Source organism: Dokdonella koreensis DS-123 (assembly GCF_001632775.1).
Taxonomy (GTDB): domain Bacteria; phylum Pseudomonadota; class Gammaproteobacteria; order Xanthomonadales; family Rhodanobacteraceae; genus Dokdonella; species Dokdonella koreensis.
Genome location: NZ_CP015249.1, coordinates 536,980 through 551,783 on the forward strand (window position 1 = coordinate 536,980; position 14,804 = coordinate 551,783).

Genomic DNA, 14,804 nt, shown 5'->3' on the forward strand with positions numbered 1-14,804 from the left:
GCGCGCCGTGCCGTCCCGCAGCCGTCGCCGCGGTGCCGCGATCAGAACGCCTCGTCGAACGCGACCTCGCCCTGCACGCCGACCTGGTAGGCCGAGACGCGGCGCTCGAAGAAGTTGGTCAGCTCCTGCACGTCCTGCAGCTCCATGAACGGCAGCGAGTTCTTGACGCCGTAGCGCTTGGGCATGCCGAGCTTCACGAAGTGCTGGTCCGCGCAGTATTCCAGGTACTGGCGCATGTCGCGGGTGGAGATGCCGGCGACGCCGCCGGCCAGCACGTCCTCGGCGAACTGCGTCTCGCAGTCGATCGCCTCGGCGAGCATCGCGTAGACCTGCTCCTGCATCTGCGCGTCGAACAGGTCCGGCTCCTCGTTGCGCACGGTGCGGATCGCCTCGAACGCGAACGCCATGTGGCAGCTCTCGTCGCGGAACACCCAGTTGGTGCCCGAGGCCAGGCCCGGCAGCAGGCCGCGCGAGCGGAAGAAGTAGACGTAGGCGAAGGCGGCGAAGAAGAACAGGCCCTCGATGCAGGCGGCGAAGCAGATCTGGTTGAGCAGGAACTCGCGCCGCTGCTCGCGCGTCTCGATGCGGTCCAGGTGCTGGATCGAGTCGATCCACTTGAAGCAGAACTCGGCCTTCTTGCGGATCGACGGGATGTTCTCGACCGCGGCGAACGCCTGCACGCGCGCGTCCGGATCGGGCATGTAGGTGTCGAGCAGGGTCAGGTAGAACTGCACGTGCAGCGCTTCCTCGTAGAGCTGCCGCGACAGGTACATGCGCGCCTCGGGCGAATTGAGGTGCTTGTAGAGGTTGAGGACGAGGTTGTTGGAGACGATCGAGTCGCCGGTCGCGAAGAACGCGACCAGGCGATGGATCAGGTGGCGGTCGGCCGGCGACATGCGCGAACGCAGGTCGGTGACGTCGATCGAGAAGTCCACCTCCTCGACGGTCCAGGTGTTGCGGATCGCCGCGCGGTACATCTCGTAGAACTCGGGGTAGCGCATCGGCCGCAGCGTCAGTTCGAAGCCGGCGTCGAGCAGGTGGTGTTTCTTGAGCGGCGGTTGGGCGGACATGGGGTACTCGGGTTCGGTCGATGGGGCGCCGCGTGCGGCGCCGTGCGGAAGGCCGCTGCCGCTGCATGCCGCCGCGCGCCCGGCAGGGCGCCCGGCGGCATGACGGCTTACTGGCAGGCCTCGCAGTACTCGGGGTTCTCGAGCGAGCAGAACACCGCCTGGGTCGCGGCCTGGGCGTCATTGGCCGGTGCCGGGGCCGGCGGCGCGGGTGCCTCGGCCACCGCGCCGACCGTGGTCTTGGCGATCCGCGTGGCCGGACGCGAGCGCAGGTAGTAGGTCGTCTTGACGCCGGCCTTCCAGGCGTACATGTACATCGACGACAGGCGGCCGATGTTCGGGTTCTCCTGGAACAGGTTCAGCGACTGGCTCTGGTCGATGTAGGCGCCGCGGGAAGCGGCCAGGTCGATCAGGGCCTTCTGCGGCAGCTCCCACACCGTACGGTAGACCTGGCGCAGCGGCTCGGGGATCGCCGCCACGCCCTGGATCGAGCCTTCGGCGAGCTTGATCGCGTCGCGCACCGCGTCGGTCCACAGCCCCAGCGTCTTGAGCTCGTCGACCAGGTAGCGGTTGACGACGAGGAAGTCGCCCGACAGCGTCTCGCGCTTGAACAGGTTCGACACCTGCGGCTCGATGCATTCGTAGCAGCCGGCGATCGAGGCGATCGTCGCGGTCGGCGCGATCGCGATCAGCAGCGAGTTGCGCAGGCCCTGCGTGCGGATGCGCTCGCGCAGTTCGTTCCAGCGCTCGGCCGGGATCGTCGGGCGCGCCTGCGGCCAGTAGTCGAACTGCAGCTCGCCGCGCGCCGCGCGGCTTTCCTCGAAGCCCGGGTGACGGCCGAGCTCGGCCGCCAGCTCGCAGGAGCTGACCAGCGCGTTGTAGTAGATCTCCTCGGCGATCTGCGAGGACAGCGCCAGCGCCTCGGCCGAGTCGAACGGCAGGCGCAGCTGGAAGAACAGGTCCTGCAGGCCCATCACGCCGAGGCCGACCGGCCGCCACTTGCGGTTGGCGGTGGCGGCGGTGTCGATCGGGTAGAAGTTGATGTCGATGACGCGGTCGAGCTGGCGCACCGCGGTGCGCACGGTGGCGGCGAGCTTGTCGAAGTCGAAGCCGCCGTCGCCGACGTGGCGCGCCAGGTTGATCGAGCCGAGGTTGCAGACCGCGGTCTCGCTGCCGGAGGTGACCTCGAGGATCTCGGTGCACAGGTTCGACAGGTGGACCACGTTCGCCGGCAGCGCGGTCTGGTTGCTGGTCGCGTTGCTGCGGTCCTTGAACGTCATCCAGCCGTTGCCGGTCTGCGCCAGCGTGCGCAGCATGCGCGAGTAGAGCTCGCGCGCCTTGATCGTCTTGACGGCCAGGCCGTCGGCCTCGGCCTGGCGGTAGGCCTGGTCGAACGCCTCGCCCCAGGTGTCGACGAAGTGCGGCACGATCTTCGGGTCGAACAGCGACCAGTCCGCGTCGCGCTCGACGCGCCGCATGAACTCGTCCGGCACCCAGTTGGCCAGGTTCAGGTTGTGCGTGCGGCGCGCCTCGTCGCCGGTGTTGTCGCGCAGCTCGAGGAATTCCTCGATGTCGGCGTGCCAGGTCTCCAGGTAGACGCAGGCCGCGCCCTTGCGCTTGCCGCCCTGGTTGACCGCCGCCACCGAGGCGTCGAGCGTCTTGAGCCACGGCACCAGGCCGTTGGAGTGGCCGTTGGTGCCGCGGATCAGCGAGCCGCGCGAGCGCACGCGCGAGTACGAGAGCCCGATGCCGCCGGCGAACTTGGACAGCTTGGCGACGTCGGCGTACTTGTCGTAGATGCTTTCCAGCGAATCGCCCGGCGAGTCGAGCAGAAAGCACGAGGACAGCTGCTGGTGCGCGGTGCCGGCGTTGAACAGCGTCGGCGAGCTCGGGATGTACTCCAGCGAGGACATCAGCCGGTACAGCTCCAGCGTCTCGCCGATGTCGCCGCCGCCGAGCGCGCAGGCGATGCGCATGAAGAAGTACTGCGGCGTCTCCAGGACCTTGCGCAGCTGCGGATGGCGCAGCAGGTAGCGGTCGTAGACCGTGCGCAGGCCGAAGTACTCGAAGCGGCGCGTGGCCAGCGGGTCGATCGCGTCGTTGAACTTGCGCGCGTTCAGCGCGACGAAGTCGCGCAGGGCGTCGTTGATGACGCCGACCTCGGCGCCGCGGGCGACCGACTGGGAGAACGACTGGATCTCCTGGCCGGCGACCTCCTTGTCGATGTAGGCCGACAGCAGGCGGCCGGCGAGGAAGCCGTACTCGGGCTCCTCGGCGGTGAGCGCGGCGGCGGTGCGGATCGAGAGTTCGTCGAGCTCGCGCGTGCTGGCGCCGTCGTAGAGGCCGCCGATCGTCTTGAGCGCCACGCGCATCGGGTCGACCGCATGCAGGCCCTCGGCGGTGCGCGTCACCGCGCGCACGATCTTGCCGACGTCCACGACCTCGGTCGAGCCGTTGCGCTTGGTCACGCGCATCTGCGCCGGGCTGTGCGGCGGGGTCAGCGCGAAATCGTTCTTGTTGGCGCCGTCGGCCTTGGCGGGCGTGGCGACAACGGGAGATGGGGTGTCGGCATCCGCGGATGCGGGGCGCATATCCAGGGGGTGCATGGGTTTCCTCCGTAGCCTGTCGGGCGACCTGCTCCTCCGCGCAGGAACGATCGGGTTGGCCACCGGGAACGGAAACGTCACCGACGGCACGCGGTCGGGCGTCCCGTCTCGTGACGCATCCTCCCCGCGGAGGCGGCCACCCGCGCCGGCGGGCTGACGATCGGCGTCCGGCGTCTCAAGGGACGCGACGGCAGTCGCAGCCATCCAACGTGTCGGCAGGTCTTCGGGCTTGTGGACGTGGGCCTTCCGGCTCGCCTAGTTTCCGCCGCTTCCCAGTCCCGACGGACCAGTGCTGAACGCGGATTTCGTTTCCACTTACCGCTGCGGGGCAGCTCCGGTCTCGCACCGGATTCCCTATTAAGCCGGCTGGACCGTTAGGTCCGGCGGGCACCGACGAACACAAGCTATTGTGGTCGCCGGTGCATGTCAACCGATTATTTTGTGCCTCGCATCTTGCTTTTTGCGGAGGCCGCGCGGGGCGCGGGTTTGCCGGCATCCGGTGCCGGTCAGCGCGGCGGCGGCTCGAAACCGTCGCGGAACAGGGCGTCTTCCGCGGCCAGGCACAGGCCCACCGCGGCCACCGCGAGCGGTTCGGCCAGGGCCGGCATCGGGTTGGCCACCAGGTCCGGCAGCGGCCGCAGCTCGGGCGCCCATCCGGCCAGCTCGACGGGGGTGTCCGTGGTCGGCGTGAAGCCGGCGTAGTGGTCCTCGCCGCAGACCAGGCCGGCACCCGCGGTGGCGAGGTCGACCGTATGGACGGTCTCGAAGACGAAGACCTTCTCGCCGCTGCGGCTGGCGCCGAGCGCCAGCAGGGCCCGGCCGCCGGCCACGGCGATCGCGCCGCTCGGGAAGCTGCCGTTGTCGGTCAGGTAGCGGCGCTGGCCGCGCAGCGCCAGGTCCGCGTCCAGGCGCATCAGCACGGTGCCGGTGTGCTGCGCCTCGCCGTTGGCTTCGCCGTAGAGCCAGACGCTGCCGTCGTGGACGGCGCTGTCGATGGCGTTGAAGAACGGCACCAGCACGCGCGCCGGCGCCGGAGCCAGGTCGGCGCCGACGCGCTGGAGGTAGAAGAAGTTGGGGCCGAACGCGGTACGGCGGCCGGTGATCACCCAGCCGCCGTCGGGGTGCGGCAGCAGCGCCAGCGCACGGGCGCGGATCCCGGCGCTGCCCGGGTGGCCGATCAGGCGGGCGCCGCGCAGCGTGCCGCCTTTGCTGATGCTGACCAGGCCGTCGCCGCTCTCGACGCTGACCGGGCCGGTCCGCCGCGCCGTCTCCAGCAGCAGCACGTCGTGGCCGTCGTCGCCGGTCTGCCAGTCGACCACGCGCTCCTGGTCGGCGGTGCCGAGCGTATAGGCGGACAGCACGCTGCCGTCGGCCGGGTCGATCGTCGCCAGCAGGCCGTCGCCGGTACCGAACACGCCGTCGACCGATCGCTGCACCTCGCCGAGCACCCGCACGGCACTGCCCGGGGAGGCGGGTGTCTTGAGGCGCACGGACTCGAACGAGGCCTGCGGCAGGTTCAGGCGCACGCTCCAGACCGGCAGCAGGTCTGCATCCAGGCGCGTCACGAACAAGCGCCGCGGTCCGGCCGAATCGTCGTATTCGAGGCTGGCGGCGAGGACGTCGCCGTCGCCGAGGGCGACCAGCGATTGCGGTACCTGGGCGTGTCCGGCGTTGCTGGGCAGGGCGCGGGCGGCCAGCCGGGCGCCGTCGCGATCGCGCGCGACCAGGTACAGCGCCTCGTGCAGGGTCTCGTCGAGCCGCGCGCCGAGCGTGACCCAGCTGCCGTCGCCGCGGACCGCCGCGCCGGCGACCCGCACCTCGAGGTCGCCGGGCGCGAGCGCGATGCTGTCGTGGAAGAGGGCGGCCTTGCCGGCGTGGACGGTCGACGGGCCCGACAGCACGAGTCCCAGGCTGCCGGCGAGAATCAGGTGTTTCATCGGGAAGACTCCTCGGGTGGGATCGGCGTCGCCTGCCGCGAATGCAGCGGCGGTATCCGACCAGGACGGATTCCGGCGCCCGATCCACTCAGGGGCCGTCGCGTGCCGGTCGGGTCGATCCGGCCGGGCGCGGCGTTCGCCGCGGCCGGCGATGCGGCTATGCTGGGCGCCGACCGTCACCGGCGTGCGCATGCTCAACAAGCTCTGGCTCGGCTTCTTCCTGACCGCGGCGGTGGCCGCGCTGGCGCGCTGGCTGTTCGGCGGCGACGGGACCGTGTTCGCGGCGATGGTCGGCAGCCTGTTCGACATGGCGCGGCTGTCGGTCGAGGTCATGGTGCTGCTGTTCGGCACGCTGACGCTGTGGCTGGGCTTCCTGCGCATCGCCGAACAGGCCGGCCTGGTCGCCGCGCTGGCGCGCCTGCTCGGCCCGCTGTTCGCGCGGCTGATGCCGGAGGTGCCGCGCGACCATCCGGCGATCGGCCTCATCACGCTGAACTTCGCCGCCAACGCGCTGGGCCTGGACAACGCGGCCACGCCGATCGGCCTGCGCGCGATGCGCGAGCTGCAGTCGCTGAACCCGGCACCCGAGACCGCCAGCAACGCGCAGATCCTGTTCCTGGTGCTCAACGCCTCGTCGCTGACGGTGCTGCCGGTGTCGATCTTCATGTACCGGGCGCAGCAGGGTGCGGCCGATCCGACCCTGGTCTTCCTGCCGATCCTGCTGGCGACCAGCGCCTCGACCCTGGCGGGCCTGCTGGCGGTGGCGGCGGTCCAGCGGCTGCGGCTGTGGGACCCGGTGGTGCTGGCGTTTCTCGGTGCCGGCGCGGTGCTGCTGGGCGGCTTCATCGCGGTGCTGGCGACGCTGTCGGCGGCGGCGCTCGCGGCGCTGTCGTCGCTGCTCGGCAACCTCGTGCTGTTCGCGATCGTCGTCGCGTTCCTGGTCGCCGGCGCGGTGCGCCGTGTGCCGGTCTACGAGAGTTTCGTCGAAGGGGCGCGGCAGGGGTTCGAGGTCGCCCGGGACCTGCTGCCGTACCTGGTGGCGATGCTCTGCGCGGTCGGCGTGCTGCGGGCGTCCGGGGCGCTGGACCTGGCGCTGGACGGCATCCGCTGGCTGGCGACGGTCGCCGGCGCCGACACGCGCTTCGTCGACGCGATGCCCACTGCCCTGGTCAAGCCGTTCTCCGGCAGCGCCGCGCGGGCGCTGCTGATCGAGACGATGCAGCACCACGGCGTCGACAGCTTCCCGGCGCTGCTGGCGGCCACGGTGCAGGGCAGCACCGAGACGACGTTCTACGTGCTGGCGGTGTATTTCGGCGCGGTCGGCGTCCGCCGTGCGCGCCATGCGGTCGGCTGCGCACTGCTGGCCGACCTCGCCGGCGTGCTGGCGTCGATCGCCGTGTGCTACTGGTTCTTCGGCTGAGCCGGCGTGCGGGACCGGCCGGGGTCAGACCGGGCGGCCGCGCAAGACCCGGGCCGGCAGCAGGAGCAGGCTGCGCAGGAACTCGAAGACGCCGGTGACGGCGATGCCGATCAGCCGGAACGGCAACAGCAGCAGCCAGACCACGGGATAGAGGATCAGGGCGAGCAGCGCCAGCGGCCAGCAGACCACCAGCAGCAACAGCCACAGCAGGAAGCTCAACATCGATGTCCTCGCAGGATCGGACCGGTGCGTCGCACCGGTCCGACGGATGGTGGTGGCGGAAAGACCGGCTATCAACCTCAGCCGGCCGGCTGGTCGCCGCTGAAGGCCTGGGCGTTGGCGCCCTTGATCGGGCCGATCTGCGCGGTGTCGCTGACGAACAGCTCGACCTCGCGGCGGAACTCCAGCGTGCCCTCGACGACGGCGCGCGGTCCGATCACGATGCGCGGCTTGCGCGAGTTGCCCGACGTGAACCAGCCGCCGGGCTTCTCGACGAGAAGGTCGCCGTCGACGCGCGAATCGGCGCCGACCAGGACATTGCCGCTGACGGTCTTGATGCCGCCGCCGACACGGGCCGCGTCGAGCCGGATCTCGCCGTTGACGTTGGATACCGCGCCGCTGACCTCGGCGCCGCGGCCGAGGTGGACGCGGCCGTTGACGGTCTCGACCGACTCGGCGATGCGGCTGCGCGGGCCGACCTCGATCGAGCCGTTGACGGTGCTGAGCTCGCGCGCGCCGACATCGGCCGTCAGCGCGATCGAGCCGTTGACGGTCTCGGCCGATTCGACGCGGGCGCCGTCCTCGATGCGGATCGAGCCGTTGACGGTGCTGACGTCGCCGGCCGTCTGGTTGGCTTCCACGCGCACCGAGCCGTTGACCTTGCTGATGTCGCCGTCGGCCAGTACCGGCAGGGCCAGCAGCAGTGCGAGCGGGACGATGAGAAAACGGGACATGTCTTGGGCCTCCTGTGGGTATGCCGGCCATGGGATGCAGGCGGGCCGTCATCGGTTTAACGCACCTGCGCCGGCATGACCTCCGGCACGGTCCGTCCCGGGCGGGCGCTCCGCCGCCTTCGCCCCCGGCCTGCCGGCGGTGCCGCGGCGGGAGCCCGCGTCTGCGCCCCAAAGACCATGACACGCTCTAACATACGCGATTCTTCCTGCCGGAAACCCCAAGCCTCGTGTCCCGACCCAAGCCCGTCCTGCTGCTGATCCTCGATGGCTGGGGCCATCGCGAGGAGACCGCCCACAACGCGATCGCCCAGGCGCGCCTGCCGCACTGGCGCACGCTGCTGGCCGACTGCCCGCACACGCTGGTGCAGACGCACGGCCTCCACGTCGGCCTGCCGGACGGCCAGATGGGCAATTCCGAGGTCGGCCACATGACGATCGGCTCGGGACGCGTCCTCTACCAGGACCTGACCCGCATCGACGCGGCGATCGCCGACGGCAGCTTCTACGGGAACCCGGCGCTCAACGGCGCCTGCGCGGCGGTCCGGGACACGGGCCGCACGCTGCACGTGTTCGGCCTGCTGTCGCCCGGCGGCGTGCACAGCCACGAGGCGCACATCCTCGCCCTGCTCGAGCTGGCGCGCCGGCAGGGCGTGGCGCGGGTCGCCGTCCATGCGTTCCTGGACGGCCGCGACATGCCGCCGCAAAGCGCCGAGCCGAGCCTGCGGCTGCTCGAGGAGACCTGCCGGCGCCTCGGCAATGCGCGGATCGCCACGGTCTGCGGCCGCTACTTCGCGATGGATCGCGACCAGCGCTGGGATCGCGTCGAGCGCGCCTATGCCGCGATCGTCGAGGGCGCTTCCGGCCTTCACGCCGCCGACGGCCTGTCGGCGCTGCAGGCCGCCTATGCGCGCGGGGAGGGCGACGAGTTCGTGCAGCCGACGGTGATCGACGGCGGCGTGCCGGTCGAGGACGGCGACGCGGTCGTCTACATGAACTTCCGCGCCGACCGCGCGCGCCAGCTGACCCAGGTCTTCGTCGATCCGGCGTTCGCCGGGTTCGAGCGTGCGCGCGTGCCGCGCCTGGCGGCCTTCGTGACGCTGACCGAGTACGCGGCCGGCCTGCCGGTCACGGCGATCGCCTGGCCGCCGCAGTCGACCGAGCGATCGCTCGGCGAGTACCTGGCCTCGCTCGGGCTGGCCCAGCTGCGGATCGCCGAGACCGAGAAGTACGCGCACGTGACGTTCTTCTTCTCCGGCGGGCGCGAGGCGCCGTTCGACGGCGAGCAGCGCATCCTGGTGCCCAGTCCCAAGGTGGCGACCTACGACCTGCTGCCGGCGATGAGCTGCCCGGCGGTCACCGACGCCCTGGTCGCCGCGATCGGCGCGGGCACGTTCGATTTCATCGTCTGCAACATCGCCAATCCGGACATGGTCGGCCATACCGGCATCGAGGCGGCGGCGATCGAGGCCGCCGAGGTCGTCGACGCCGCGCTCGGCCGCATCGTCGCGGCGATCCGCGCCGCCGGCGGCGAGATGCTGATCAGCGCCGACCACGGCAACCTCGAGCAGATGCTCGACGAGAACGGCGTCCCGCATACCCAGCACACGGTCGGGCCGGTGCCGCTGGTCTACGTCGGCCGGCCGGCCACGCTGCGGCCCGGCACGCTGGCCGACCTGGCGCCGAGCGTGCTGACCTTGATGGGCCTGCCGCAGCCGCCGCAGATGACCGGGCACAGCCTGGTCGAGTTCACCGGTTGATGCGCTGGGCGCCGGTGCTGCTGGCGCTGCTCGCCAGTGCGCTGGCACTGGCGCAGGAGACGCCGGCCGAGCGGGCGGCGCAGGAAGCCGAGGCGCGCCGGCAGCTCGACCGGATCCGCACCGAGATCCAGGCGCTCACCGCCGAGCAGCGCGCCACGCGCGGCGAGCGCGACGAGGCCACGCGGGCGCTGCGCGAGCAGGAGCTGGCGATCGCCGCCGTGGCGCGCGAGCTGGTCGCGATCCAGGCGCGCCAGGCCGGACAGGAGCGCGAGCTGGCCGCGCTCGAGCAGCGCCGCAGCGAGCTGACCGGCGCACTGCGGCGCCAGCGCGAGGCGCTCGCCGCCCTGCTGCGGTCGGCCTATGCGCTCGGCCGCCACGAGGAACTCAAGCTGCTGCTGCAGCAGGACGACGTGGCCGGCATCGCCCGCGTGCTGGCCTATCACCGCTATTTCCAGAAGGCGCGCGTCGAGCGGATCGACGGCCTGATGGACGACCTGGCCGCGCTGGCCGAGGTGCAGCAGGCGATCGAGGCGCGCAGCGCGGAACTCGACGCGACGCGGGCCGCGCAGGAGGCCGAGAGCCAGCGGCTGGCCGGCGAGCGCACGGCGCGCACCCAGCTGCTGGCCGGCTTCGAGACGACGCTGACGACGCAGGCCGCCCGCCTTGCCGCGCTCGGCAAGGACGAGAACGCCGTGCTCGGGTTGATCGAGAAGCTGCGCGACGTGTTCGCCGACATCCCGCGCCAGCTCGGCGCCGCCGAGGCCTTCGCCGGCCTGCGCGGCCGGTTGGCGTGGCCGGTGCAGGGGCAGGTGCTGACCGGCTTCGGCGCGACCGACGAATCGGGGCGGGCCAGCGCCGGCTGGCGCATCGCCGCCCAGGCCGCCACGCCGGTGCGGGCGGTCGCCCATGGCCGCATCGTCTTCGCCGACTGGTTCAAGGGCTACGGCCTGCTGCTGATCGTCGACCACGGCGACGACTACCTCAGCCTCTACGGCTACAACGAGGCGCTGCTCAAGGAGGTCGGCGACTGGGTGGCGCCCGGCGAGGTGGTCGCGCGCAGCGGCGTCAGCGGCGGCCAGGCTGTCGGCAGCCTGTACTTCGAGCTGCGCCACAAGGGCAAGCCGGTCGATCCGCGCGCCTGGCTGCGGCGGTGACGCGGCGGCGGCACGGCGAACTTGCCGGGCCCTCGCGCGGTCGATGAACCGGATGCGCGTCGTTGCGCGGACCGCCGGCCGTGGAGGCCGGACGCGCTACCATCGTGCCCTGCCATCGATCGAGGATCGCCGCATGCGTCTGCCGTCCCTGCTTTTCGTCGCCGGTCTCGCCGCCGTCGTGCCGACCGTTCACGCCGAGGAGCCGGCCGCCGCGCCCGCGCCTGCGGCGGCACCCGCCGCCGCGCCCGCCGCGCCGAAGAGCGCCGTCAGCCTCGAGGACATCCGCACGTTCACGGCGGTGTTCAGCCTGGTCAAGCAGGGCTACGTCGAGGACGTCTCCGACCAGCGCCTGATGCAGGCGGCGATCCGCGGCCTGCTGGCCGACCTCGACCCGCACAGCGAGTACCTCGACGGCCCGCAGATCCAGGAGCTGACCGAAGACACGACCGGCAGCTACGCCGGCCTCGGCATCGAGGTGGTGCCGATGGACGGCGTCCTGCGCGTGATCGCGCCGATCGACGACACGCCGGCCGAGCGCGCCGGGATCAAGGCCGGCGACACGATCGTGCGCATCGACGGCAAGCCGTTGCCGCCGGACGACCTGGGCGGCGCGATCGAGCGGCTGCGCGGCAAGCCCGGCAGCGAGATCACGCTGAGCATCCTGCACGAGGGCCACACGGTTCCGATCGACGTCACGCTCAAGCGCGAGGTGATCCGCGTCGCCAGCGTGAAGGGCCGCATGCTCGAACCCGGCTATGCCTACCTGCGCATCAGCCAGTTCCAGGCCGAGACCGGCAACGACCTGCGCAAGCGCCTGGACCGCCTGCAGGCCGAGAACAAGGCGCCGCTCAAGGGCGCGATCCTGGACCTGCGCAGCAATCCCGGCGGCCTGGTGTCCGCGGCGGTCGACGTCAGCGATGCCTTCCTCGATGCCGGTGTCGTCGTCACCACCCGCGGCCGTATCAAGGAGGCCGAACTCTCCTTCAGCGCCACGCCGGGCGACCAGCTCGGCGGCGCGCCGCTGGTGGTGCTGGTCGACAACGGCTCGGCCTCGGCCGCCGAGATCGTCGCCGGTGCGCTCAAGGACAACCACCGGGCGCTGCTGATGGGGCGGCGCACGTTCGGCAAGGGGTCGGTGCAGACGATCCTGCCGCTCGACGCCGAGCACGCGATCAAGCTGACCACGGCGCGCTACTACACGCCGAGCGGCGTCTCGATCCAGGCCCAGGGCATCGCGCCGGACATCGCGCTCTCGGACCTGGCCCTGACCCGGCGCGACGCGCCGCCGACGCCGATGCTCCGCGAGCGCGACCTGCGCAACCACCTGCAGGGCGCCGATGAAGGCACCGAGCCGCTGGCGGTCGAGCAGGACGACCAGGTCCAGGCCGACTATGCGCTCAACGAGGCGCTGAACGTCCTCAAGGGGCTGGCGCTGCAGCGGCGGCCGGCGGTGTCGCCGGAAACGAAGAGCTGAGGCGGGGCCGTCAGGGCTGGCCCGGGCGGGGCGGCAGCGGGAACGGCATGACCTTCTCGCCGTTGCCGGCATCGCGGATCGCCGGTGCGCGCCGGCGGTCGACTTCCTCGATGCGCTGGATCGACTGGATCGGCAGGTGCAGCACGCGGGTGTTGCCGAACTCCTCGCGCAGCCGTTCCTCGGTCGGGTCGACCACCAGCCCCTCGCCCTGCGGCTCGAAGACCAGGTCGGCGACCTCGGTGAAGCCCCAGAGCGCGCTGGAGGCGACGCGCCGGGCGTAGAGTTCGTAGCTCTTGCCCTGCGACAGGAAGGTGACGCGGTAGAGGACGGACGGCTTCTTGGTGGGCATCGGCGCATTCTCGCCGCCGGCCTGCCGGCGGGGAAGAGGCGCCGGCGCAGCGGGTGTGCCGCCAGCCTGAATGCGCGGTAAATCCGCCCGGCGGCCGCCGCAACTTTTTCGCGTTCGGTTCTGTCGTAGTTTCCGGGTGCACGCAACGGCGCCCCCGGATCCCCTCCTCCCTGGGTGGATCCTGTGAAGCCCGGATTCTCCCCAAGTCCGGTCTTCCCGCCCCGAGGGCTCCCCCTGGCCCTCGGGGCATTTTATTTTCCGGCCTCGTATTTTTCACCTGTGGCCGTCGGCCGTGATAGGAACCGCCCGCGTTTTGCGTCCTGCTGAGGCAGGGACACAGGGGGCGGTTCATGAACGTCATGGCGATCGTGGTCGGGGCGATGGTCCTGTTCGGCGCGGGTCCGGCGGCGGCCGGTGCCGCCGACGTGATCTTCCGCAACGGGTTCGAGGTGCCGGGCGACCTGCCGGCCAGCCGCGCCGATGCCAGCCGTTTCCTGGCGCAGGCGAGCTTCGGCGGCGCGTCGGCGCAGATCGACGCCCTGATGGCCGGCGGCTATGGCGCCTGGTTCGACGCCCAGTCGGCGCGGCCACCCGGATTCGTGCTGCCCTACATGCGCCAGGCGGCCGGTACCGCCGATCCGCTGCAGCCGCTACCGTTCCATCTGTTCCGCCAGGCTTGGTTCGTTCAGGTCCTGGCCGCGCCCGACGACCTGCGCCAGCGGGTCGCGTTCGCGCTGAGCGAGATCTTCGTCGTCTCCGAGCGCGGCGCCGGCCTCGGCAACGACGGCCTTGTACTCGGCGCGTACCACGACATCCTGCTGCGCAACGCGCTCGGCAGCTACCGCCGGCTGCTGGAGGACGTGACGCTGAGCCCGGCGATGGGCCGCTACCTCAGCATGTACCGCAACCGCAGGCCCGACCCGGCCAACAACATCCAGGCCGACGAGAACTTCGCGCGCGAGGTGATGCAGCTGTTCTCGATCGGACTGGTCCGGCTGTATCCGGACGGTTCGCCGGTCCTCGTGGACGGGCGGACGGTACCGACCTACGACGTGGCCGTGGTGCGCGCGATGGCGCGCGTGTTCACCGGTTGGGCCTGCCATTGCGCGGCCGGCCAGCAGTGCCCGCCCGATCCGTTCGTGCAGGAGAACTTCACCTGCAGCACCGAGCACGCGATGGTGCCGTACGAGGCCTATCACGACCGCGACGAGAAGCGGCTGTTCGACGGCATCGTGCTGCCGGGCGGGCGTGGCGCGCGGACCGATCTCGGCGACGCGCTCGACGCCCTGGCGAACCACCCGAACGTCGCTCCGTTCATCGCCCGCCAGTTGATCCAGCGGCTGGTGACCAGCAATCCCTCGCCGGGCTACGTCGGGCGCATCGCGGCGGTGTTCGCCGACAACGGCGCCGGCGCGCGCGGCGACCTGCGCGCCGTCGTGCAGGCGATCCTGCTCGACGTCGAGGCCCGCCAGGGCCACCGGCTGGCGCCGCAGACCTTCGGCAAGGTGCGTGAGCCGCTGCTGCGGCTGGCGCAGCTGTGGCGCGCCCTGGACGTGATGTGGGAGGACGACGCCCTGATGCTCGACGACCTGGACATCCACCTGCGCTACAACCAGTCGCCGCTGTTCTCGCCGTCGGTCTTCAATTTCTTCTCGCCGGGGCACGCGCCGGCCGGTCCGCTGGCGAATGCCGGGCTGGTGGCGCCGGAAATGCAGATCGTCACCGCCAATTTCGCCATCGCGGTGACCAACGACCTCGGCGGGCGGATCTTCTGGGGCTACCGCGGCGGGCCGATGGACCAGTTCGACGACCGCGTGCGGCTGATCCAGCTCGACCGCTGGGAACAGCTGATCGCGCCGCCGGCGGGTGGCGGCCCGGCGCCGCCTGGCGCGGTCGAGCAACTGGTGAGCCGCCTCGACGAACTCCTGCTCGGCGGAACGATGTCCGCCCCGCTGCGCGACCGCATCCTCGGCCGGCTGCAGGCGATCGCGCCGGCCGACACGCTGCAGCGCGTGCAGAACGCGATCTACCTGATCGCCACCTCACCCGAATACGCGGTGCAGCGCTGATGGCGCGCCCGGTCTGCA

Annotated in this window: 11 protein-coding genes and 1 riboswitch; of the genes, 5 read left to right on the forward strand and 6 right to left on the reverse strand. The window is 71.4% G+C overall.

Annotation, left to right across the window (positions count from 1 at the left end):
- Positions 1-41: 41 nt before the first annotated feature.
- The 3 genes from I596_RS02060 to I596_RS02070 all read right to left on the reverse strand — a co-directional run bounded on the left by I596_RS02060 (position 42) and on the right by I596_RS02070 (position 5,610).
- The gene (locus I596_RS02060; RefSeq protein WP_067643473.1) at positions 42-1,070 is read right to left on the reverse strand and encodes a ribonucleotide-diphosphate reductase subunit beta; all 1,029 of its coding nucleotides are present in this window, start codon (positions 1,068-1,070) and stop codon (positions 42-44) included.
- Positions 1,071-1,177: 107 nt separating this feature from the next.
- Entirely contained in the window at positions 1,178-3,673 is a 2,496-nt protein-coding gene (locus I596_RS02065) for a ribonucleoside-diphosphate reductase subunit alpha (RefSeq protein ID WP_067643476.1), read from the reverse strand.
- 197 nt (positions 3,674-3,870) lie between these two features.
- A riboswitch (cobalamin riboswitch) is annotated at positions 3,871-4,083 on the reverse strand.
- Between the two features lie 96 nt (positions 4,084-4,179).
- Entirely contained in the window at positions 4,180-5,610 is a 1,431-nt protein-coding gene (locus I596_RS02070; RefSeq protein WP_067643479.1) for a hypothetical protein, read from the reverse strand.
- 151 nt (positions 5,611-5,761) lie between these two features.
- Here I596_RS02070 and I596_RS02075 point away from each other — a divergent pair, with 151 nt between their 5' ends.
- Entirely contained in the window at positions 5,762-7,030 is a 1,269-nt protein-coding gene (locus I596_RS02075) for a nucleoside recognition domain-containing protein (RefSeq protein WP_223303900.1), read from the forward strand.
- Between the two features lie 24 nt (positions 7,031-7,054).
- Here I596_RS02075 and I596_RS02080 read toward each other — a convergent pair whose 3' ends face one another.
- A complete protein-coding gene (locus tag I596_RS02080) occupies positions 7,055-7,252 on the reverse strand; it encodes a hypothetical protein (RefSeq protein ID WP_067643481.1) in 198 nt (65 codons plus the stop codon).
- Between the two features lie 77 nt (positions 7,253-7,329).
- Complete coding sequence (locus I596_RS02085; protein ID WP_067643484.1) at positions 7,330-7,983, reverse strand: DUF4097 family beta strand repeat-containing protein; 654 nt, start codon at positions 7,981-7,983, stop codon at positions 7,330-7,332.
- Between the two features lie 227 nt (positions 7,984-8,210).
- On the opposite strand from I596_RS02085, the gene gpmI reads away from it, so the two are divergent.
- The 3 genes from gpmI to I596_RS02100 all read left to right on the forward strand — a co-directional run bounded on the left by gpmI (position 8,211) and on the right by I596_RS02100 (position 12,368).
- Positions 8,211-9,740, forward strand: coding sequence for a 2,3-bisphosphoglycerate-independent phosphoglycerate mutase (gene gpmI, locus I596_RS02090; protein ID WP_150131972.1), 1,530 nt, complete (start codon positions 8,211-8,213; stop codon positions 9,738-9,740).
- Complete coding sequence (locus I596_RS02095) at positions 9,740-10,894, forward strand: murein hydrolase activator EnvC family protein (protein ID WP_083965303.1); 1,155 nt, start codon at positions 9,740-9,742, stop codon at positions 10,892-10,894. Before gpmI ends, I596_RS02095 begins: the two co-directional genes overlap by 1 nt.
- Positions 10,895-11,027: 133 nt before the next feature.
- Complete coding sequence (locus I596_RS02100; protein WP_067651293.1) at positions 11,028-12,368, forward strand: S41 family peptidase; 1,341 nt, start codon at positions 11,028-11,030, stop codon at positions 12,366-12,368.
- 10 nt (positions 12,369-12,378) lie between these two features.
- On the opposite strand, the gene I596_RS02105 is transcribed toward I596_RS02100, so the two are convergent.
- The gene (locus tag I596_RS02105; protein WP_067643489.1) at positions 12,379-12,717 is read right to left on the reverse strand and encodes a DUF1820 family protein; all 339 of its coding nucleotides are present in this window, start codon (positions 12,715-12,717) and stop codon (positions 12,379-12,381) included.
- A gap of 350 nt (positions 12,718-13,067) precedes the next feature.
- Here I596_RS02105 and I596_RS02110 point away from each other — a divergent pair, with 350 nt between their 5' ends.
- A complete protein-coding gene (locus I596_RS02110) occupies positions 13,068-14,786 on the forward strand; it encodes a DUF1800 domain-containing protein (protein ID WP_083965304.1) in 1,719 nt (572 codons plus the stop codon).
- Positions 14,787-14,804: the final 18 nt, after the last annotated feature.

What these genes read in the sequence shown, in the direction of transcription:
- I596_RS02110 (WP_083965304.1), top strand. Translation starts at nt 13,068, where the DNA reads ATGAACGTCATGGCGATCGTGGTCGGGGCGATGGTCCTGTTCGGCGCG.
- I596_RS02095 (WP_083965303.1), top strand. Translation starts at nt 9,740, where the DNA reads ATGCGCTGGGCGCCGGTGCTGCTGGCGCTGCTCGCCAGTGCGCTGGCA.
- I596_RS02080 (WP_067643481.1), bottom strand. Translation starts at nt 7,252, where the DNA reads ATGTTGAGCTTCCTGCTGTGGCTGTTGCTGCTGGTGGTCTGCTGGCCG.
- I596_RS02065 (WP_067643476.1), bottom strand. Translation starts at nt 3,673, where the DNA reads ATGCACCCCCTGGATATGCGCCCCGCATCCGCGGATGCCGACACCCCA.
- I596_RS02105 (WP_067643489.1), bottom strand. Translation starts at nt 12,717, where the DNA reads ATGCCCACCAAGAAGCCGTCCGTCCTCTACCGCGTCACCTTCCTGTCG.
- I596_RS02075 (WP_223303900.1), top strand. Translation starts at nt 5,762, where the DNA reads ATGCGGCTATGCTGGGCGCCGACCGTCACCGGCGTGCGCATGCTCAAC.
- I596_RS02100 (WP_067651293.1), top strand. Translation starts at nt 11,028, where the DNA reads ATGCGTCTGCCGTCCCTGCTTTTCGTCGCCGGTCTCGCCGCCGTCGTG.
- I596_RS02070 (WP_067643479.1), bottom strand. Translation starts at nt 5,610, where the DNA reads ATGAAACACCTGATTCTCGCCGGCAGCCTGGGACTCGTGCTGTCGGGC.
- I596_RS02085 (WP_067643484.1), bottom strand. Translation starts at nt 7,983, where the DNA reads ATGTCCCGTTTTCTCATCGTCCCGCTCGCACTGCTGCTGGCCCTGCCG.
- I596_RS02060 (WP_067643473.1), bottom strand. Translation starts at nt 1,070, where the DNA reads ATGTCCGCCCAACCGCCGCTCAAGAAACACCACCTGCTCGACGCCGGC.